Annotated in this window: 22 protein-coding genes and 1 tRNA gene; 16 read left to right on the top strand and 7 right to left on the bottom strand. The window is 65.9% G+C overall.

Annotation, left to right across the window (positions count from 1 at the left end; translation table 11 throughout):
- On the top strand, window positions 1–498 hold the full coding sequence (locus HY699_03585; protein ID MBI4514883.1) for a hemerythrin domain-containing protein: 498 nt from the start codon (window positions 1–3) through the stop codon (window positions 496–498).
- A 198-nt stretch (window positions 499–696) separates the two neighbouring features.
- On the opposite strand, the gene HY699_03580 is transcribed toward HY699_03585, so the two are convergent.
- Window positions 697–1062, bottom strand: coding sequence for a hypothetical protein (locus HY699_03580; GenBank protein ID MBI4514882.1), 366 nt, complete (start codon window positions 1060–1062; stop codon window positions 697–699).
- 66 nt (window positions 1063–1128) lie between these two features.
- Here HY699_03580 and HY699_03575 point away from each other — a divergent pair, with 66 nt between their 5' ends.
- From HY699_03575 to HY699_03560, 4 genes are all read left to right on the top strand, one after another.
- Window positions 1129–1410: a hypothetical protein gene (locus HY699_03575; protein MBI4514881.1), complete on the top strand. Its 282-nt coding sequence runs from the start codon at window positions 1129–1131 to the stop codon at window positions 1408–1410.
- Window positions 1407–1796, top strand: coding sequence for an MGMT family protein (locus tag HY699_03570; GenBank protein MBI4514880.1), 390 nt, complete (start codon window positions 1407–1409; stop codon window positions 1794–1796). Before HY699_03575 ends, HY699_03570 begins: the two co-directional genes overlap by 4 nt.
- Window positions 1797–1944: 148 nt before the next feature.
- Complete coding sequence (locus HY699_03565) at window positions 1945–2709, top strand: ABC transporter ATP-binding protein (protein MBI4514879.1); 765 nt, start codon at window positions 1945–1947, stop codon at window positions 2707–2709.
- 23 nt (window positions 2710–2732) lie between these two features.
- Window positions 2733–4490 (top strand): hypothetical protein, encoded by a 1758-nt coding sequence (locus HY699_03560; GenBank protein MBI4514878.1) that lies wholly within the window; start codon window positions 2733–2735, stop codon window positions 4488–4490.
- 6 nt (window positions 4491–4496) lie between these two features.
- Here the strand turns inward: HY699_03560 and HY699_03555 are convergent, their stop codons facing one another.
- Window positions 4497–5711: an MFS transporter gene (locus HY699_03555; protein MBI4514877.1), complete on the bottom strand. Its 1215-nt coding sequence runs from the start codon at window positions 5709–5711 to the stop codon at window positions 4497–4499.
- Window positions 5712–5755: 44 nt separating this feature from the next.
- Here HY699_03555 and HY699_03550 point away from each other — a divergent pair, with 44 nt between their 5' ends.
- The 4 genes from HY699_03550 (at window position 5756) to yfcD (ending at window position 8326) form a co-directional block, all read left to right on the top strand.
- Complete coding sequence (locus tag HY699_03550) at window positions 5756–6064, top strand: hypothetical protein (GenBank protein MBI4514876.1); 309 nt, start codon at window positions 5756–5758, stop codon at window positions 6062–6064.
- Window positions 6065–6310: 246 nt separating this feature from the next.
- Window positions 6311–6961, top strand: a complete 651-nt coding sequence (locus tag HY699_03545) for a molybdenum cofactor guanylyltransferase (GenBank protein MBI4514875.1) — start codon at window positions 6311–6313, stop codon at window positions 6959–6961.
- 210 nt (window positions 6962–7171) lie between these two features.
- Window positions 7172–7786, top strand: a complete 615-nt coding sequence (locus tag HY699_03540) for a hypothetical protein (GenBank protein MBI4514874.1) — start codon at window positions 7172–7174, stop codon at window positions 7784–7786.
- A gap of 12 nt (window positions 7787–7798) precedes the next feature.
- Window positions 7799–8326 (top strand): NUDIX hydrolase YfcD, encoded by a 528-nt coding sequence (yfcD, locus tag HY699_03535; GenBank protein ID MBI4514873.1) that lies wholly within the window; start codon window positions 7799–7801, stop codon window positions 8324–8326.
- A 3-nt stretch (window positions 8327–8329) separates the two neighbouring features.
- Here the strand turns inward: yfcD and HY699_03530 are convergent, their stop codons facing one another.
- Window positions 8330–8494 carry a hypothetical protein gene (locus HY699_03530; protein MBI4514872.1) on the bottom strand — a complete coding sequence of 55 codons (165 nt, stop codon included), beginning with the start codon at window positions 8492–8494 and terminating at the stop codon, window positions 8330–8332.
- A gap of 103 nt (window positions 8495–8597) precedes the next feature.
- Here HY699_03530 and tadA point away from each other — a divergent pair, with 103 nt between their 5' ends.
- The 5 genes from tadA to HY699_03505 all read left to right on the top strand — a co-directional run bounded on the left by tadA (window position 8598) and on the right by HY699_03505 (window position 12688).
- The gene (gene tadA / locus HY699_03525; GenBank protein MBI4514871.1) at window positions 8598–9122 is read left to right on the top strand and encodes a tRNA adenosine(34) deaminase TadA; all 525 of its coding nucleotides are present in this window, start codon (window positions 8598–8600) and stop codon (window positions 9120–9122) included.
- Window positions 9123–9133: 11 nt separating this feature from the next.
- A tRNA-Ser gene (locus HY699_03520) sits at window positions 9134–9221 on the top strand.
- 329 nt (window positions 9222–9550) lie between these two features.
- Window positions 9551–10729 (top strand): acetyl-CoA acetyltransferase, encoded by a 1179-nt coding sequence (locus tag HY699_03515; protein ID MBI4514870.1) that lies wholly within the window; start codon window positions 9551–9553, stop codon window positions 10727–10729.
- A 120-nt stretch (window positions 10730–10849) separates the two neighbouring features.
- Window positions 10850–12073, top strand: a complete 1224-nt coding sequence (locus tag HY699_03510) for a CoA transferase (protein MBI4514869.1) — start codon at window positions 10850–10852, stop codon at window positions 12071–12073.
- Window positions 12074–12133: 60 nt separating this feature from the next.
- On the top strand, window positions 12134–12688 hold the full coding sequence (locus tag HY699_03505) for a hypothetical protein (GenBank protein ID MBI4514868.1): 555 nt from the start codon (window positions 12134–12136) through the stop codon (window positions 12686–12688).
- Between the two features lie 37 nt (window positions 12689–12725).
- Here HY699_03505 and HY699_03500 read toward each other — a convergent pair whose 3' ends face one another.
- On the bottom strand, window positions 12726–13526 hold the full coding sequence (locus HY699_03500; protein MBI4514867.1) for a hypothetical protein: 801 nt from the start codon (window positions 13524–13526) through the stop codon (window positions 12726–12728).
- 287 nt (window positions 13527–13813) lie between these two features.
- On the opposite strand from HY699_03500, the gene HY699_03495 reads away from it, so the two are divergent.
- Together HY699_03495 and HY699_03490 are read left to right on the top strand one after the other, a co-directional pair.
- A complete protein-coding gene (locus HY699_03495) occupies window positions 13814–14800 on the top strand; it encodes a flippase-like domain-containing protein (protein ID MBI4514866.1) in 987 nt (328 codons plus the stop codon).
- A 176-nt stretch (window positions 14801–14976) separates the two neighbouring features.
- Window positions 14977–16134 carry a D-alanyl-D-alanine carboxypeptidase gene (locus HY699_03490; GenBank protein MBI4514865.1) on the top strand — a complete coding sequence of 386 codons (1158 nt, stop codon included), beginning with the start codon at window positions 14977–14979 and terminating at the stop codon, window positions 16132–16134.
- 49 nt (window positions 16135–16183) lie between these two features.
- Here the strand turns inward: HY699_03490 and HY699_03485 are convergent, their stop codons facing one another.
- Genes HY699_03485 through HY699_03475 form a run of 3 tightly spaced genes read right to left on the bottom strand, consistent with a single transcriptional unit; the run spans window position 16184 to window position 19917 of the window.
- On the bottom strand, window positions 16184–17605 hold the full coding sequence (locus HY699_03485) for an MFS transporter (GenBank protein ID MBI4514864.1): 1422 nt from the start codon (window positions 17603–17605) through the stop codon (window positions 16184–16186).
- Complete coding sequence (locus HY699_03480; GenBank protein ID MBI4514863.1) at window positions 17595–19019, bottom strand: NAD(P)/FAD-dependent oxidoreductase; 1425 nt, start codon at window positions 19017–19019, stop codon at window positions 17595–17597. Before HY699_03480 ends, HY699_03485 begins: the two co-directional genes overlap by 11 nt.
- Entirely contained in the window at window positions 18976–19917 is a 942-nt protein-coding gene (locus tag HY699_03475; GenBank protein ID MBI4514862.1) for an alpha/beta fold hydrolase, read from the bottom strand. Before HY699_03475 ends, HY699_03480 begins: the two co-directional genes overlap by 44 nt.
- Window positions 19918–19924: the final 7 nt, after the last annotated feature.

The following is a 19924-nucleotide window of genomic DNA, read 5'->3' as shown; positions in this document are numbered from 1 at the left end:
ATGGTTTTGACACTGCCGCGGGAGATCACCGGCGGTCTGGCACGCGAGCATCGCGCCCTGCTGGAGGAGATCGAGCGCTGTGAGCAAGCGGCGCACCAGGGTGATCTGAGGCGGATACTGCAGGCCGTACGCTTCTTGTCTCACAACGCCCGCCAACACCAGCGCAAAGAGGAGGAAGTGCTGTTTCCGGCGCTTGAGCGCGACCCGGCGTTGGCTGCCGGTGCCACCCGCTCGCTGCGCGCCGAGCACGAGGAAGAACGCCGGCTGATCGAACTGGTGCAGGATGCCGTCGATGCCGCGGTGGGTGGGCAGAGTGTCGGCGGACCGCTGCGTGCTGGGGTGCAGCGGTTGACGGCGCTGATGCGCGATCACATCCGGCGTGAAGACACGCTGCTGTTCCCGTTGGTGGAGCGGACGTTGTCTCCGCGCGAAGCCACGCGGGTGCGCGCGGCGATGGATGCGATCGGCTACTTCGCCGCCTGCGAAGCGCAGGCTTAGAGGCACACGGCTTGAGCCGCTTGAGCCGGCGGCGTCCCGAACGACAGCGCGCGCGCCCTGGACGAAATGAGGCACGCCGGTGCCGGGCTAGTGACTACGGCCGACATCGTCGCCGAGTGAGCGAGTGCACTACGGCCGTCGCGCCGGGAGCGGCGGGTGCTCAGCGCGGGGCGCTGGCAGTCATTTCTCTGGCCGGGGCTAGGAGCGCTTGCGCGGGCGTGCGCCTGACTGCTCGAACATGACGGCGGCGGCTTGCTCCGCGCTCGCCTGATCACCACAGGTCATTGCACTACGGAAGCTCTGTGCCAGCGCGCGCATCAGCACCGCCTCGGCGGGATCAAGGCGATCGGCCAGTCCGGCCAACTGGTGCATCGCCTCGCTGATGCGGGCGATGGCGGTGGCGCGATCGCCGCGGTCGCGCGCTGCCATCGCCTCAATCAGCCGGGCGCGCACGACTGGAATCACCGCGCGCGCAGGTTCGCCGAAAACGACCGCCAGCTCCTCCAGAGTGGCGACCACTTGTTCGATCGCTGTCGGCGTGGTGGGTTGATGTTCCTCGGACATTGTGGCAGCGGCTTCGCGGCGAGAGCTTACGTGCTCGCCAGCGCAACCGCAACGCTGGAGGCAGTTATGCTGTTTGTAATCATTGGGCACGACGCGCCCGACGCCAAAGAAAAGCGGCCGCAGCAGCGGCCGGCACACCTGGCGCACCTCGAGCCGCTGTCGCAGGCCGGGCGTGTGCTGCTCGCCGGCCCATTCACCGATGGCAGCGGCAGCCTGATCGTTATCGAGGCCGACTCGCGCGCCGCAGCCTGGGAGATCGCCAGCCGCGATCCTTACCTGGCGAACGGCGTCTTCAATCGCGTCGAGCTGAAGCCCTTCATGCAAGTGTTTCCCAAGCCCGAAGCATGAGCGCTGCGATCAAGCACCCAAGCGCCGGTGCGGCCTCGCCCTTCGCTCGCGCCGTTTATCGTACCGTGCGGCTCATCCCTGCGGGACGCGTGGCGACCTACGGCCAGGTGGCGGCGATCTTGGGACACCCGCGCGCGGCACGGGCAGTGGGCAGCGCGCTGCATTGGTTGCCGCGCGCAGAACTCGACCGCGTCCCATGGCAGCGTGTCATCAACGCCGCTGGGCGCATCAGCTACCGCGGCGACCTCTACCGCCCCGACTTACAGCGCCAGCTCCTGGAAGACGAGGGGGTGGTATTCGACCGCAACGGGATCGTGAACCTGCGCCGGTTCCGCTGGATCGGGCCGCGGCACGAGCGTCCCGTGCGCCTGCGCAGCCAGAACTGAGCGCTCGCTATAGTTGCTGGTGTCGCAAGTGACGCCTCGTTGTCGGGCCGCGAGGCGTCGGCAGAGGGCTGCGGCTATCCCGCCAAAGCCGGAAGGACGGGGCACCGATATTGCAATCCTCGCCATTGCACGCCAGCATGACCCGACCATGATCGAACTGCGTGACCTCACTAAACGCTACGGCCAGGTGCTGGCGGTCGATCACGTAACGCTGTCGGTGCCGCCGGGCGAGATCTTCGGGTTCTTGGGTCCCAACGGGGCCGGCAAGACCACCACGATTCGCATGATGATGGGCTTGCTCCAGCCGACCGCTGGTGGCGTGTTCCTCAATGGGTTCGACCTGCGCACGCATCCGCTCGAAGCCAAGCGGCTCTGTGGCTTCGTGCCCGACCGGCCGTACATCTATGAGAAGCTGACTGCCAATGAGTTCCTGGCTTTTGTGGCCGGGCTGTACGGTGTGCCGGATGGGACCATGGAGCGGCGGCGGGCAGAATGGCTCGACCTGTTCGATCTGGCGGCGTGGGCTGACGAGCTGGTGGAGTCTTACTCGCACGGGATGAAGCAGCGGCTGACGATGGCGGCGGCGCTCATTCATGCCCCGCGCCTGCTCATCGTCGACGAGCCGATGGTCGGGCTCGATCCCCGCGGGGCGCGCTTGTTGAAACGCACCTTCCGCCAGCTAGCGGATGACGGCGTCAGTGTCTTCATGTCGACTCACAGCCTGGAGGTGGCTGAGGAGACCTGTGATCGCATCGGCATCATCAACCAAGGCCGCATGATTGCGCTGGGGACGGTGGACGAGTTGCGTGCCCAGGTCGGCAGCGGCGAGCAGCTGCGGCTGGAAGCGGTCTTCCTCAGCCTCACCGGCGGACTCGATGGCGATCACGGCGGCATCGGCGGCGTGCGAGAGTGACAATGGTACCTGAAGGCGAGGGCTTGGCGATAGCAGCGCCGGGGAGCGGCGTGCGCCCGCTGCGGTGGCCGGCGCCGAGTGAACTGCGGGCGCTTGCCTTCCTGTTGCAGCCGCGGTGGCTGGCAGCGCGCAACCGGCGGCGGCGGCTGACCCGTGCGGGCCGCCTGCAGGCGGGCGTGCTGAGCGTGGTCGCACTCGGCTTCGGAGTGGCGGTCTTCATCGGCTTTGCGCGCGCGCTGCGCTACTTCCTGTCGATCCCCGATTTCGGCCCCGTGCTCACCTACAAGCTGCTGGGCATGGTGTTCATGACCTTCTTCTCCGTGCTGCTGTTCTCGAACATCGTCACCTCGCTGTCGACGTTCTTCCTGTCGCGCGAGCTCGACCGCCTGGTGGCGGCGCCGATTCCGCCGGCGCGCTTCTTCTACAACCGCTTCGCGGAAACGATCATCGACTCGTCGTGGATGGTGCTGCTGTTCGCAGTCCCCGCCTTCCTGGCGTACGGGGTGGTGCATCACACCGGCCCGATGTTTTACCTGGCGGTGGCGCTGACCTTGCCGCCGTTCCTGGTCATCCCCGCGGCCATCGGGACCACCTTGACCGCGGTGCTGGTCAACGTGTTTCCGGCCAGGCGCACCAAGGACATCTTGTTGCTGCTCTCGATCGTGGCGGTGGCGGTGCTGTACCTGTTCATCCGCATGTTGCAGCCGGAACGACTGGTCAACCCCGAGGCCTTCGCCGACTTCATGGACTTCCTCGGGGCGATGCAGGCACCGAGTTCGCCGTTGTTGCCCAGCACCTGGGCCACAGAAGCAGTGTTTCCGCTACTCGGCCTGCGCCCCGGGTCACCCGGCTTCTATTACCTGCTGCTGCTGAGCACGGCAGCGGTGACGGCGATGGGCAGCGAGTGGGCGTTGCGGCGGCTGTTCTTGCCCGGCTGGACGAAGGCGCAGGAGGGGCGCCAAGCGCGGCTGACACGACGGCCGGCGTGGGAAAGCGCGCTGCGACTGGTGAGTGCGCCGTTCGCGATGCAAACGCGGCTGATCTTGATCAAGGACGTGAAGGCGTTCTTTCGCGATACCAGCCAGTGGTCGCAGCTGATCCTCCTGCTCGCGCTGGTGGTGGTGTACGTTTACAATTTCAGCGTGCTGCCGCTGCAAGGCAGCCCGCTGGTGACCTTCTACTTCAAGAACGTGATTGCCTTCCTAAATCTGGCCTTGGCCGGATTCGTGGTGGCCGCGGTGGCGGTGCGCTTCATCTACCCGTCCATCAGCCTGGAGGGCAAGGCCTTGTGGGTGCTGCGAACCGCGCCGCTCGAGCTGCGCCGGGTGTGGTGGGCGAAGTTCTGGTCCGGGCTGCTGCCGCTGCTGGTGTTGGGCGAGGTGTTGGTGCTGGCGACCAACTCCTATCTGCGAGTGATGCCGTTCATGATGTGGCTGTCGTCGGTGACCCTGTTCGCGATCAGCTTCGGCATCGTCAGCCTCGGCCTGGCGGTAGGCGTGACCTACCCGAACTTCGAGGCGGATAACGCCGCGCGAGTCGCAGCCAGCACCGGTGGCTTGGTCTACATGATCCTGTGCATGTCGTTCATCGGCTTGGTTGTGGTGCTCGAAGCCTGGCCGGTGTACGTACTATTCATGAGCTGGCTGCGCGCCAGCGCCGTGAGCACGGCAACCTGGGTGAGCATAGCTGCCTCGTTGGCGGCGGCACTGGCGATCAGTGTGCTGGTGTTCGTGGTCTCGACCAGGTACGGCCTGCGGCGTCTGCAGATGATCGAAGGATAGGTGGTGCTAACGCGAGCGGCGCTGCTCGCCGACCGGGAGCGGCGCGCCCCGCAGCAAGACGGCGGCGAGCAACGCCATCAGCGCACCGAAGCCAAAGGCGGCCGGGGCGCCCGCCAACGACCACAGCCCACCCATGAGCAAACTCGCGGGCAGAGCCGCGATGCCGACGGCGAGGTTGTAGAGGCCGTAGGCGGCGCCGCGATGCTCAGGGGCGACGAAATCGGCTACCAAGGCGCGCTCGGCTCCTTCCGTCAGACCGAAGAATAACCCGTAGACGCAAAACAGCAGCCATGCCGCCACTGGTCCCTCGGCGGCGCTGAAGCCGGCATAGACGCCGGCATACAGCAGCCACCCCAGCCCGATCACGCGGCGGCGACCGATACGGTCCGACAACGTACCGCCCGGAACACTGCTGGCGGTCTTAACCGCGTGCAAGGCGGCCCACAGCAGCGGCAGCTGCCCTAGCGGTACGCCCAGTTGCTGCGCGCGCAGGAGTAGGAAAGCATCACTGGAGTTACCCAAAGTGAAGATGAGGACGACGCCCAGATAGCGCAGAAATTCCGGCCCCAGGTCGGTGAACCGCAGCGTCACCGGTGCACGGGGTGCGTGTGATCTCGGCTCGCTCACCGCTACCGCCAAGACGACTACGGCAGCCAGTGCCGGAAGGGCTGCCAGCGCGAACACCGCGCGGTAATTGCCACCCAAGAACCACAACAGCGCCCATGCCAGCAGCGGGCCGAGAACCGCCCCGGCGTGGTCCATGCCGCGATGGAAACCGAACGAGCGGCCGAGATCGGCCGGCGAGCTGGCGTCGGCCAGCAGGGCATCGCGCGGGGCCGTGCGAATACCCTTGCCGGTACGATCGAGAAAGCGGATCACCAGTACGTGCCAGGGATGCGTGCTCAACGCGATCAGCGGCCGCACCGCGGCCGCCACCCCGTAGCCGCTGACCACCAAAGGCTTGCGCCGCTGCCAGCGGTCCGACAGCCAACCGGAGAACAGCTTGAGTAGGCTGGCGGTGGACTCGGCTACGCCTTCGATGAGCCCGATAAAGGCCGGCCCCGCCCCCAGCACCGAACTGAGGAAGGCCGGTAGCAACGGGTAGATGATCTCGCTGCTGGTATCATTGAGCAGGCTCGCCAGCCCCAGAACGACGACCGTTGGTTCGAGGCCCAAGGGGCGGGAGGAAGCCGGGGCGGAAGGCCGCGCAGATGGCTTCATTATTTTATTGCTCCGGCTAATTTTTGGTGGTAAGGCGTCGGACCATGCGCTTCGGAACGGATGTTGAAACCAAGCATCACGTGACCACCCCGGAAGAACGCTTGCTACTGGCGGTTATGCAATCCGCCTTCTGGGATCTCGAGCATCGCGACCCGATGGAACGTGATCGGGCGCAGCGCTACTTCCTGGCCGAAGGCGACGATCACCCGTTCAGTTTCGAGTCGATCTGCCGGCACTTCGGGTGGTCGGCCGGCCGTATTCGCAAGCAGCTGTCGCCGCAGTTGTTGCTGAGCTGCCCACCGCCACCGAACGCGGCGGCGATGGGGCAAATGAGTCAACTGGCGGAGCACTAGGCCGGCGATCATGGCCGTGGCCTTGGCGCACGCGGGGCGGGCAGGGCGCAGTCGAGTCTGGCTCATCGGTTGAGGCTGCGGTTGGCGCGCGCTTTCGGACCGTACAAGATCTCGCCCGCGAACGTCAAGGTCGCCGGTCGCTTGGCGCCAGTTGTCGAGGGTTGACTGACTCGCGTGCGGCTCTTATCCTCCGCCCGACTAGCGGTACCCGGCGTGTCTATCCAGAGATCCGAGTCAGAAGCCGCAGTGCCGAGCGGCCGGCGTGGCGTTGCCGGCCCCAGCTATCTGAGCGAGGAGGTTGGGGCGATCATCCTCGCCGGCGGCAAGAACAGTCGCATGGGCGGCGAAGACAAAGCCTTTCTCACTGTCGACGGCCAGTTCGTATTCGAGCGGACATTGGGGTTGCTGCAACGCTGCTTTCCTCAGGTGGTGGTGGTCAGCAATCACCCCGAGCGCTATCGCGAGTTCGCCGTCGAAGTGACTAGCGACGAGCTTCCGGGGCTCGGTCCCTTAGGCGGTCTGCATGCGGGGTTGGGCCGCATCCGCTATCCCTACGCCTTCGTGGTTGCCTGTGACATGCCCTTCCTGCGGGTGGAGCCGATGGTGTATCTGGTCTCGCGACTGCACGGTCAAGATGCGGTGATTCCCGAGTGGGAGGGTGACATCGAGCCCTTGCATGCGTTGTACGCGACCCGCTTGCGAGCCGCGATTGCGCGGGCGATTGAACGGGGCGCCAGGGCTATCCGCGAGTTCTTGCCTCAGCTGCGAGTCGAGTTTATCGCCGAGGCCGAGATGCGCGCGGTGGCGGGCGCGGCGGAGTCGTTCCGCAACGTCAACACGCCGGAGGAAGCCGCGCGCTTCGCCGTTCGCCGGCGGGCGGATGGCGCGCGGGCATGAGATGCAATTTGACGGCGGCCGGGCTCTGGCAGTAAGGTACGGCTCGATCGCAGCCCGAGATGGCGGCAGTGGCTTCCGCAGGTAAAGCCAGGTAAGAAATTGATCTCGCCGGAAACCAGGTTGATCTAACCCCCTCCCAAGCAACGGCATCGTGTCGAGAGTTCGCTGAGAGTTTGCCAAGACAGCTCAGGTCTGTGGAGCACATTACTGATGAATCAGGAGATCATACGCGCGGCCTTCGCTGAGTGGACCGCCGGGCGCGATCCGCTGGCGGCGCGCATCGCGTTGTTCGAGACCGTGCGCGACATCCCCTACGTCTATCCCGCCAGCCGCGACCCCGCCGAAGTGTTGCGCCGGCGCGCCGGCTCCTGCTCCGGTAAGCACTACCTGCTCGGCGAGCTCCTGCGCCTGCTGGGCCTGCGGGTGCGCAACATGATCTGCCGCCATCGCTTCAACGAGTCGCCGCTGCCGTTCCCGGAACCAATGCAGGCGCTGTTGTTGAAGAACGAGATCGTTGATCTGCACGACTATCTTCAGATTCAGGTGGATGGCCAGTGGGTGGAAATCGATGCCACCTGGGAACGCGGCTTGCGCGACTTCGGCTTCCCGGTCACCGAGCAGTGGGACGGCCGCCGGCCGATGCTGCTGAGCGTGGTGGTGGACGAGGAATTCGTTGTCGAAGGCGACCCCGGTCGCGCCAAAGAGGAAATGCTCTCCAAGCTGACGCCGCGGCAGCGGCAGCTGCGCAAGCAATTCCTGGAATCACTCAGCGGCTGGTTGCAGGAGTTGACGGCGGAGATGCGCCGCGAAGGCGAAGCGGGTTGAGCCGGCGTCGCGATGGCTGCGGAGGAGGTTGTCGACGTCGTCGACGAGCACGACCAGGTCATCGGCCAAGCCACCCGCAGGCAGATGCGGGCGCAGCAGTTGCGCCATCGCAGCTGTTACATCCTCCTGTTCAATCAGCAGAGCCAGCTGTTCGTACACCGGCGAACGGCCGGCAAGGACATTTATCCCGGCTGCTTCGACGTGGCCTTCGGGGGCGTGGTCGCCGCCGGCGAGGACTACGATGGTGCGGCGCAGCGCGAGCTGAGCGAGGAGGCGGGAGTACGTGGCGTGTCGCTGCGCCGCGTGCTGACCTTCCAGTTCAACGACAGCGGCAACCACGTTAACGGCGCCGTCTACACCGCAATGTACGATGGCCCACTGTGCCTGCAGGCGAGCGAGGTCGAACACGGGGAATGGATGGATCTCGACGCGGTCATCGAACTCACACAACGTGAAGCGTTTTGTCCGGACGGCATCGAGGCGCTGCGCCTCTACCTCGACCGCCTCAACCGGCTGCGCGGCCGCCAGCAACCCGGTTAGGAACTAGGGGGCCGCGGCCGGTCGCTCGATCCGCCGCACGGCTTGGATCAGCACCACCTTCTGAATGCCCGCGGCGTTTTCAATTGTGGCAACGTTCCCGTTCAGGGCGACGACCGTGAAAATGCCCGGTGCTGACATGACGACAACGCTGTCACCGATTCGCAACATTAAACCTCCGGCGGTGGCCGCCGTGTATAGCGTGCCCGCGGCCCCAGCGCAAAGGCGGCAAGCGCGTTGCCGCTGCGGAGCTCGTGTGGTAGCGTCGCCGATCATGCACGCGGGACTGGCGCGCGACGAGATTGCCGCTGATATTGCTTGGATGCGCCGAGCGCTGGCGGAAGCGGCGCGCGCGGGCGGCAGCGGCGAGGTGCCGGTGGGAGCGATCGTGGTGCGAGACGATGTCGTCATCGGTTGGGGCCGCAACGCGCCGATCGGCAGTTGCGACCCGACCGCGCACGCGGAAATCGCCGCGCTGCGGCGGGCGGCCATTGCGAGCGGCAATTATCGGCTGGCGGGTGCCAGCCTGTACGTGACCCTGGAGCCATGCGCGATGTGCGTCGGGGCGTTGATGCAGGCTCGGGTGGCGCGTGTGGTGTTTGGCGCTGCGGACACCAAGGCGGGTGCGCTCGGTTCGGTGTTTGATCTGAACACCGGCGTGTTGAACCATCGCTTCGAGGTCCGTGGCGGCGTGCTCGCCGACGAGAGCGCAGCTTTGCTGCAAGAGTTCTTTCGCGCCCGCCGAGCCAGCTCGGCTCGGGCGGGCAGCGCCTTCGCTGCGCCTGAGCTTGGCGGCTGAAAGCCTGAGTTGGAGAGGTGCGTGAGCCCGGTTGAAACGGCACGACTCGAAATCGTGTGACCCCTTGTGGGTCCGGGGGTTCGAATCCCCCCCTCTCCGCTTTGTTTTCAGGCAAATAGCCCACTTCCGCATCTTCCTGCTGCTGCCCCAAAGCGCCCAAGATCCCAGCCGCTGGCGCCGCTCTCTCTCGTGCCCGCGGTGAGTCCAGCGAGCCGCAGCCCGTCGATCTCGGTGCGATCGGCAAGACCCACCGCAATCGCCGCCTCGGCAATGTCGGACAACGTCGGACTCAGCTCACCGGGGGGCCAAGACAAAACGCCCGAGAGCGCGCCCCGCAGGGCCATTATTGTCACCGCATCGCGCCGGCGCCACGGGAATCGACCGCTACGCGAATTGACTCCGGCTTGCTGCGCAAGTAGGAGACCACCATGGCTAGCAACGGTATTAAGGATCGCGTCGCTATCGTTGGTATGGGGTGCACCGCGTTCGGCGAGCACTGGGACAAGGGTCCCGAGGACTTGCTGATCGACGCCGCCCAAGAGGCTTACCGCTCTGCCGGCGTCGAGGCCGCGCAGGTGGACGCTTACTGGCTCGGCACGATGGGCAGCGGCGTCTCGGGCCTCATGCTCTCCGAAGCACTCAAGATTCCGTACAAGCCGGTAACCCGGCTGGAGAACATGTGCGCGACCGGCAGCGAAGCGATTCGTAACGCCGCCTACGCCGTTGCCAGCGGCGCGTACGATCTGGTGATGGCCATCGGGGTCGAGAAGCTGAAAGACTCCGGCTACTCCGGGCTGGTTTCGAGCAGTCCGCCGAACGACGGCACGCGCTCGAACATGACGGCACCGGCCACGTTCGCGCTGCTCGCCCCGGCTTACGCCAAGAAGTTCGGTGTCGATGAGGATCAGTTGAAGCAGGTGCTGGCCCGCATTGCCTGGAAGAACCACAAGAACGGGGCGAAGAACCCGAAGGCGCAGTTCCGCAAGGAAGTGCCGATCGAGACCATCTGCAAGTCGCCGGCGGTTGCCGGCATGCTCGGTATTTTCGACTGCTCGGGTGTCAGCGACGGCGCGGCCGCAGCCGTTCTCTGTCGCGCCGAGGATGCTCACAAGTACTCGCAGAACCCGATCTTCATCAAAGCGCTCTCCTTCGCCGCTGGCCCGGCCCACGGCTACTACAGCCAGGACTACGATTTCACCACCTTCCCCGAGGTGGTCGCCAGCGCGCAAGACGCTTACAAACAGGCCGGCGTAAGCGACCCGCGCGAGGAGATTAGCATGGCCGAGGTCCATGACTGCTTCACCCCCACCGAGCTGGTGCTGATGGAGGACATGGGGTTCTCGCCGCGTGGTCAGGCTTGGCGCGACGTGCTCGACGGACGCTTCGACGGTGATGGGCCGCAGCCGGTCAATCCCGACGGCGGTCTGAAGAGCTTCGGGCACCCGATTGGCGCCAGCGGACTGCGCATGATGTACGAAATGTGGCTGCAGCTGCGCGGTGAAGCCGGCGCGCGCCAGATCAAGAGCCCGCAGCTAGGCATGACGCACAACCTCGGCGGTGCCCCGGGTCGCTGCGTCAGCTTCGTCTCGGTTGTCGGCGTCAAGTAGCGCGCCTCAGTGTCCTTCTGCACCAGCGGAAGGCACGGCCGAGTTCACCGGAACGCGCTCGGAGACGCAGCAAGGCAGTAGCCGTTGACTATTGCTCGCGTCTTGGGTCAGGATCGGCCGATGCAGGCGAACCACAATCCAGGGATGTTGAAGGGCATCAAGGTCGTCGAGCTCGGCATGTGGGTGGCCGGCCCGGCCACGGCTGCCGTGCTGGGCGATTGGGGTGCGGACGTGATCAAGCTCGAGAACCCCGTGGGCGGCGATCCGGTGCGCGGCTTGATGGCGATGGGCATCGCTCTCGCCCTGCCGGTGCACCCGGCCTTCGAGTTGGACAATCGCAACAAACGCAGCGTGAGCGTCGACCTTCATACCCCCGAAGGCTGTGCCGTTGCGCGCCGGCTGCTGCACCGCGCCGATGTTTTCGTCACCAACATGCGGCCCGCGGCGCTGCAGCGTGCGGGGCTGGGGGCCGCTGAGGTGCGCGCCGACAACCCACGCCTGATCTATGCATTGCTGACGGGTTACGGCACCACCGGCCCGGAGAAGGACCGCGCCGCCTTCGACTACGCCGCCTTCTGGGCGCGCGCGGGCGCGATGGCGTGCCTCGGCGAGCCCGAAGGGCCGCCACCGTCGCAGCGGCCGGCCATGGGTGATCACTTGGCCGCGCTGTCGTTGGCGGGCGCCGTCTGCGCCGCGCTTTACCACCGCGAGCGTACCGGCGAGGGGCAGGAGATCCAGCTCTCGCTGTTTCATGCCGGTTTGTGGATGATGGCCACCGACATAGAGACCTGTCTGGTGACCGGCGTCGGCCCAAACCCGCCGCTGGGCCGGGCCGTGCCGAACCCGCTCTGGAATCACTACAAGGCCAAAGACGGTAAATGGTTTCACCTGGTCATGCTGCAGCCCGATCGCTACTGGCCGCGCTTTTGCCAAGCCATCGAGCGCACCGATCTGCTCACCGACGCGCGTTTTGCCGACATCATGAGCCGGGTGCAGCACTGCCTGGAGTTGATTGCCTTGCTCGACGAGGTTTTCGCCACCCGCCCGCTGGCGCAGTGGGCCGATCGTTTCGACCGCTACGAGCTAGTGTGGGGGCCGGTGCAAACCATCGCCGAGGTCGTGCGTGATCCGCAGGCGCGCGCCATCGGGGCGTTCGAGAAACTCCCGCACCGCAGCGGTGACGAGATCGAGCTGGTGCGTAGTCCGATCGAGTTCAGCGCCACTCCCCCAACCATCCGCCGCACCGCGCCGGAGCTGGGCGAACACACCGAAGACGTGCTGCTTGAGCACGGCTACAATTGGGACGATATCGCCCGCCTCAAAGAGAAAGGCGCGATCGGCTAGCAGCCGCGCCCGTTCACCAGCAGGCAAGAGCGGACGCTGATAAGGAAGGACGTCAAACCAATGAATCCGAACGACTGCGTGTTGTACAGCGGTGGCCTCAAGGGCGCGGAAGCGGCCTTTGGCTTGGCTGCCGAACGTTATGGCATCGAGGAAGTGAATTTCACCTTCGATGGGCACCAGATCGAGCGCACCCGCGGAGTGCGCACGTTGAGTCACGCCGAGCTACGCCAGGGGGACGTCAGCCTGGCGTACGTCTCGAAGCTGCTGCACCGCCACTACCCCGACACCGACTACATCAAGCAGGTGCTGCGCACCATCTGGCACCAGGTCAATAACGCCCAGGAGATCTTTGTCGTGGGCCGGATCATGGACGACGGCACGGTGATGGGCGGCACCGGTTGGGGCGCCGAGTTCGCCAAGCTGTGCAACAAGTCGTTGCTGGTTTTCGATCAAGACCAAGATGCCTGGTCGCAGTGGACCGGTTCGGCGTGGCAAGCGGCGCCGGCGCCGGTGGTTCGCCAGACCCACTTCGCCGGCACCGGAACGCGCTACCTGCGCGACAACGGCAGGGCGGCGATCGAGCAGCTTTTTGTCCGTTCGTTCTCTCGTCCCTGAGATAAGCGCAGCCGGTCGCCGCGCGCTGACCGGATCACTACAGCCCCTTGCGCTCGACTCTCGCCAAATAGCGGCGGAAGGCGGCGGGGCTGATGCGTTGCAAGCGCGCGCGGGCCTCGATCACACCGACCGACTGGTGTCCGAGCGGGCGGCCGCCGGCGTCGAGTAGGTACCAGGCAAACGCCTTGGCGTCACCGATCACCGGCAGTGGCACGGCAGCGATTTCGCCCTCGGCGCTCACGGCCCGAGCGATGTCGTCGAGATCGAGTTTGTGCGCGAACCAGCCATAAGCGAGCAGCCATGGACCCGGTGGCGTTGGCAACTCGTCCTCGGCAATCGCATCGAGCAGCGCCGCCACCGCCGCCTCCAGCACCGGGCCGCCATGGAAGGCACAGCGGGCGGCGCCGCGTACGGGCTCGAAGTCGGCGAACAACTCCCAGGCGCGCGCGTCGTGCGGTTGATGCGCGAGGTGGCGACGAAGCGACAGCTCGGCACGCGCAACGTCCCCGCCGCGCAGCAAGAAGGCGGCGGCCGGTTCACCGTCCAGGCTGCGCGGAATCTTGTGCGCGTCGAGCCGCAAGCCCACCAGCCGCTGCCAGGTGCGCTCGATCACCAGCGGCCAGCCCGGCCGCCAAGCACGCCGTAAGCCCTCGAGATCGGCGCGCGCCGGCCCGCCAGTGCCCAGCGCCATGGCCATCGCGGTCACCGCCTCGCGCCACTGCGCTGGGGTGTCCGCCACCGCCGCCCGCACGTCGAGCCGAGCGAGCGCGTTCTCGAAACGCACGCGCGGAATGTGCGGGCCGCTGAACAACGGTAGGTCGGAAAGCTCGTCTGTCATGGCTGGGCACTGTGTCGCACCAGCCGCGGCGGCGCAAGTTGCATCTCGGCCAGGTTGCTTGCGGCCTCCGTTGCGTCGCGCTCATCATCATGATGAGCGGCGAAGACGATCGAGCCTTCGTCGGGGTTGACCCTGGCAAGGGTAGTGACTAATGCGGGGCTGTCGTGAGTAGCCCGGCGCGAAAGATGCAATCCGCGGAGACTTCAGCTCGAACCACGGCAACCGTAGCTTCATCGCGGTGGTACCTGCCGCTCGCCGTTACCTTGGGGGTCGTTGCGCTAGCGGTGATGCTCGCCCTTACTGATCTGCGCGAAATGGCGCGGGTGGTGCAGCAGGCCGACCCATGGCTGTTGCTGCTGCCGTTGGGCTGCACCGTGCTCAGTTACTTGGTGATGGCTTTGTCGTATCAGGGGATCGCCCATGCTGCCGGCGCGGCGGTGCCGTTCGGCGAGATGCTGAAGATAACCTTTGTGGCCAACACTGCGAACTATCTGGTTTCCAGCGGCGGGCTGAGCGGCTTTGCGCTGCGGCTCTACTTCTTCACCCGCCGGGCGATCCCTTCGGGCACCGCCGTGGTGATCTCGCTGGCGCAGACATTTCTCACCAACGTCACGCTCTTGCTATTTGTGCTGTTCGGGTTCGGCTACCTCGTGCTCGGGCACAACCTCCACGGCTGGGCCCTTGCCACCATGGTGGTGCTACTGATCGGATTCAGTGGCGCCGCGGTGATCGCTTTGCTGCTGTTGTTTCACCGCGCCCTGCGTCGGCGTACGCTGTTCGTGCTCGCCAATAGCGCGCACTGGTTGCTGCACCGCTTCGTACCGCACCGCAAACCCGCTCGCATGCACATCTGGCGCTTTCAACGCAATTTGAACCGCGGCATCGAGTTCATGCTCGCGCGCAAGGCCCACATGGCCCTGCCGGCGTTGTGGATCTTCCTCGACTGGATCGTGACCCTCGGCATACTTTACGGGGCCTTTCTCGCCTTGCACTACCCTATCCCATTCACCTTTGTGGTGGTCGGCTTTGCACTCGGCACCATCCTCGCACTGGTCTCGTTTATCCCCGGGGGCCTCGGCGTAATGGAGGGCTCGATGGCCGCAGTCTTCGTCAGCCTCGCCGTTCCGCTCGAGACCGCCGTTGTGGCCGTGCTCATCTTTCGCCTGGCCTACTATCTACTGCCGCTGGTTATCAGTCTCTTCTTCTTCCACGGGATGTTCCTCCAAGGCGCCCACATCCGCCCCGATCTGCGTGAAGTGGAGCTAGGGGAATAGCAGCGGCAAGACGGCAGGCAGGCCACGGCCAGTCTGCCGCTGCATTCGCCCAGGGACGGCAAGCGCCGCCGGTCGCGAACAAGCACCTGGGCCGGCGTTTTATTTATTGACAACAATGCGATTTTATTAGAAAGTACGGCAGCTTGCCTCGAGGAGGGGCATTACATGGGGAGGTCATGAGGGGCGGACAACGCATACGGTCTTGGGTAGTGGCGGCCCTCTGCGTGCTGGCCTCTTCTCCCCTCGCGGCCCAAGCGGCTCGCGGCGGCTCGATCACGGCCACAGCCGGTATCCTGATTGACCGCCAGAGCGGACAGGTCCTCTGGCAGCGCAACCCGGATCTGAGGCTGCCCAACGCCAGCACCACTAAGGTTCTCACCGCGCTGCTGGCCATCAAGAGCGGGCGGCTGAACGAGTCGTTCCCGGTCAGCGCCGAAGCCGCCCAAGCCTCGCCCTCGAAGATCAGCGTTCGCCCGGGCTGGCGACTACGCTTGCACGATCTGCTTTACGCCATACTGCTCAACTCGGCGAACGATGCCTCGGTGGTCGCCGCCGAGGGGTTGGCCGGCTCGGTGGATGGTTTCTCCGGCCGCATGAACGCCGAGGCCCGCGCGCTGGGCGCAATGAATACGCATTTCGTCAACCCTCACGGCCTGCCGGCCGACAACCACTATTCCACCGCCCGCGACCTCACCACGATCTTCAATGATGGGCTGCGCTACCCGCTGTTTCGTGAAGTACTGAAAACCAAACGTTTGGTCATCGCCCCCACCGCTGGCGGCACGCGCAAGATCGCACTGCGCAGCCACAACCGCTTCCTGATGTCGGATTCCCCAATCCAGGTCATCGGCAAGACCGGCTGGACCATTGCTGCCAAGAAATGTTTCGTCGGCTCGGCGACCGTGGGAGACCGCGAGTTGTTAGTTGCCGTGCTCGGCTCGCGTGATCTGTGGGGCGATCTCAAGCGGCTGGTCGAGGGCAGCGTGCAGAGTGATCCGGCCACCCTGACTATCGCGGCCAGCGAGGTCGATTGGGCTGCGGCGGCCAACGAGACGGCGCCTGCGGCCGGGGACGATGACGAGGAAGCACCCCGCGGCGTACGCTATCAGGTGCGCTTGGCCTCGTTTCGCAGCGCGGGCAATGCCAATCGCTTGCGCAACGCCGTAGTGAACGACGGCTACCGGGCAAGCGTCGTGCGCCTCGGCAAAGGCAAGCGAACCCACTACCAGGTGCGGGTGGGCGATTTCAGCAGCGAGCCGCAGGCAAAACTGGCCGCCCGCAAACTCACCCGATCACACGGTGTGAAGGCGATCGTTCAGAAGACCGGCACCTGAAACCGCGCCTTCGTCCGTCTTTTCATCGATCGCGGCCACTGCCGTTCGATCAACCGGGCGGGCCCTTCGTCTTGCCCGGCAGTCGCAGGCGTGCGATGCACGCCATGGCCACCACATTGAGCACCAGAATCATCGCGAACGCCGGTATGTAGCTGCCGCCCGAATCCCGAATCGCACCCACCAGCGGCGTACCGATGGCTTGGCCGATGACGATGAATGGCTGCATCCGTCCGGCGATCGCGCCGTAGTACAGGCGCCCGAAGCAGTCGCCCAGAATGGTCGCTTGCAGCGTAGCGTTGCCGCCCATCGCGAAGCCGTAGACGACCACGAACAGCGCCAGGGTCCAGACATTGAACGTGGCCATGAGCAAGGCGAGCCCGAGGGCTTGCAAGCCGAAGCACCAGACGATCACGTGGCGCTGATCGAAGTTGTCGAGCAGGTATCCAAAACCGAGCTTACCGACCACGCCGACGCCGGCAGTGGCACCCAGCGTCCAGGCGGCAGCGCCGGCCGGAATGCCACGGTCGCGCAGGAACGAAACCTGGTGGATGAGCGTTGCCGACAGCCCCAGCACGGTGAGCGCGAACGAGACCGTAATCAGCCAGAAGTTGCGTTGCCGCATCGCCTCCGGCGCTGCCAGGGAGCGCTCGATCTCGAGCTCGAGATCGAGGCCGGTGGCTCCGCCGCGCTCGCCGCCGTCGGGGCACAGCCCGAGATCTTCCGGGCGTCGCACCATCAGCCAAGCCACCGGCGGAATCACTACGGCAACGATTATCAGCGCCAGCGCGCCGAAGGCGTTGCGCCAGCCGATATGCTCGACCAGGTATTGGGTGAGCGGCACGAAGATCACCCCGCCCATAGAGATGCCGGCGGTGGCCAGGCCGAGCGCCCGGCCGCGCCGGCGCACGAACCAGTTGGCGACGGCAGTGTTGCTGGGCAGCGGCCCCAGCGCGGTCGCCCCGAGCGACACCAAGCCGCCCATCACCAGGTAGAACGCGAGCCGGCTCTCGATGCCGCGCAACAACGCGAAGCCGCCGGCCAGCGCCAGCGCCCCAATGATCTGCGACAGCCGCGGGCCGCGCCGATCTACGATGCGGCCGACAAACGGTGCGTAGACCGCGCCACACACCGCCACCAGCGAAAAACCCCACGACACTTCCGCCCGGCTCCAGCCGAAGGCCTCGGTGAGCACCGTGAGAAACACGCCGAAGCTGTAGAAGACGATGCCGGTGGTCACACAGTGGGTGAGAAACGCCACCGCTACAATCCACCAACCGTAGAAGATTCCAAGCATGAGAACTGCGTCGATCAGGTGCAGGCGGGCGCGCGGCGCATCGAACAGCTCAGCGCGGACTTGCTCGGCTTCCCCCGCACGGCCCCGGTGTAGATGAGGCAGGTGGTCAACCTGAGCGCTCTGGCGCAGGCTATCGTTGCCGATCTGCGGGAAACGACAAGCCGGATTACACCGCACCCCTACTGCTGATGAGACAACCGTTCGGGAACGCCGTCGCACGCCCGGAGGCTTCGGCGGCGTGAGCAGCGTACGCTTGCTCTTGCGAGGCAAAAGGGCGCAGCAGCTTCTGCCGTACGAACTGACGCAGGACCTCGGCTCCCATTGCAAGCGCGACGCTGGGTTTCAAGAAGGTGGTCTTTGGTTTCACACCGGTCATCGCCGCGCCGAACTCGGCCATGAAGGCGTCGCCCTTGCGTTGCGCCACGACGTTGGCGGCATCCAAAAACAGGGGGACGCGATAGACCATCCGCGCACCCGTCGCCGAAGCTCGGAAGTCGCGCCCAAAGGCCGCCATCCAGCGCTGGTGATAGACCGCACACGCGGCTTCCGAGAAATCGCCGCGCGTGAACAACTCGTGGATGGTTTGCGCGGCCAGCTTGCCGCCGATCATGCCGGTGTGAATGCCTTCGCCGGTGAGCGGATCAGTCTGCCCCGCCGCGTCGCCCACGGCCATGAACTGCAGCGCCGAGCTGCGCGCCTCGCCGCCCAGGCGGATGGGCGCGATCCGGACCCGCTCCAAGGGCTCGGCCCGCGGCCCGAGTGCGCGCTGCACGAACGGATCGTGTTTGATCTCGTTCTCGTACACCTCCGCGAGCCGATCGTTGGTGACCGCGCCGCCCGGGATGACATACGCGCCCACGTCGAGGTCATCGTTGTAGTGGCGAAACAGGGCGACGTATCCGGGCAGGATGTACTTGGGGTAGAAGAGCACGCCGCCGGACTTGAAGTTGTGCGTGCCGCCCTTGATGTATTGGCGACTGGCGACAGCCTGTGGTGCCGTCGCCACCACGCCGAGGGCGCGCGCCAATCGGCTATTCGCGCCGTCGGCCGCGACCAGCATCTTCGCGCGGAAGCGGCGGCCGTCGTGACAGCGCACGGTCCACAGACCGTCCGCGTCGAGTTGCGCGCTGGCCACGTTCGCGTTCTCGATCAGCTCCGCGCCCACCTCCGCCGCGCGCCGCGCGATCCGCTCGTCGCAAATGATCCGCTTGATAGCGTAGCAGCGCGTCCCGGGCGCACCGCCGTTCTGGCCGGTGCTGATGTAGCTCTCGCCCGAAGGTGAGATGAAGCCGCCGGAGGTGGTGTCGCGAATCAACCCGTCCGCTTCCAGCCGTTGCAGCACGCCCATGTCTTCGAGGATGTCGAGGGCCGGCGCACACCAGGCGTCGCCGCAGAACTTGTCACGGGGGAAGGAGGCTTTTTCCAGCAGCGCAACACGCTTGCCGCCAGTGGCCAGATAGTAGGCAGCGGTGGCGCCGGCCGGACCGGCCCCGGCCACGATCACATCGTACGGTAGCGCAGGCGCTTTGGCATCAATCGACATCCGTTTACCCCGGCCGATCAGTATCCCGTTGGCGGGCATCCTGTCCATATGCCCCCTGGCAAGGCGGGCCGAGGTTTTCCGCTATCAGGGTGGCGGCGCGGCGGGAGAACAGTAACGCGTTGTGTCCCACACCGGCCACTTCGATGTTGCAGGCGCCGGGATACTCGGCGTTCTCCGGCGGCAGGATGTGGGCATCGAAGCGTGAGTGAATGGCGATGACCTCGAACTGCTCGGGGACGCGGTCACCCGCGTTCAGGCGCCGCATGAACGCGGCTTCGGGCCGCAGGCGGCTGACGAACGGCGCCCACGCCGGCGCGGCGAGCGTGCCGCCGTGGGGGGTACCGAGCGTGATCAGCCGGCGCACGCCGCGGGCGGGGTAGCGGCGCAGGCAGTAGCGCGCCACCAGGCCACCGAGGCTGTGGCCGATCAGCGTGCACGAGTCACCGGGCTGCGCGCGCATTTGCGCCAGGAGCTGGTGCAGTTGTGCCGCGGCCGCTTCCACGTCCACCCGCCAAGATGAATAGGCGAAGCAATAGACCGCGTGCCCGCCATGCTGCTGGAGGCGCCGGCGCAGCCACCAGCACGAGGCCGCGTTCAACCCCCAGCCGTGGATCAGAATGATAGTGCTGCGGTTGCCTGCCGGCGGCGGTGTTTGATGGCGGCTTCGCCACCACCCGAGCGGAAGCGTCGCCAGCAAGAGCGCCAGCGCGGCGCACTCAGCGGCGAAGGCCAGCACGGCATTTATCAGTCCGATCCGCTCTTCGCCGTTGCTACCGGCGGCGCACTTCACCCGCCAGCGCTGGGCGTAGGCCAGCGTGTTGATGAGCACAGCGGCGGCGCTGATGGTGGCAATGACCGGGCACAACAAGCTCACCCCGCAGTGTGTAGCGGGCTTCGGCGGCGGATTCAAAAAGCTCTTGCATTCAGCCGCGGCTTCCCGAATCATGCGGCGC

Source organism: Deltaproteobacteria bacterium (genome assembly GCA_016210005.1).
Taxonomy (GTDB): Bacteria; Desulfobacterota; Binatia; order HRBIN30; family JACQVA1; genus JACQVA1.
This window is presented reverse-complemented; position numbering and strand designations above follow the sequence as displayed.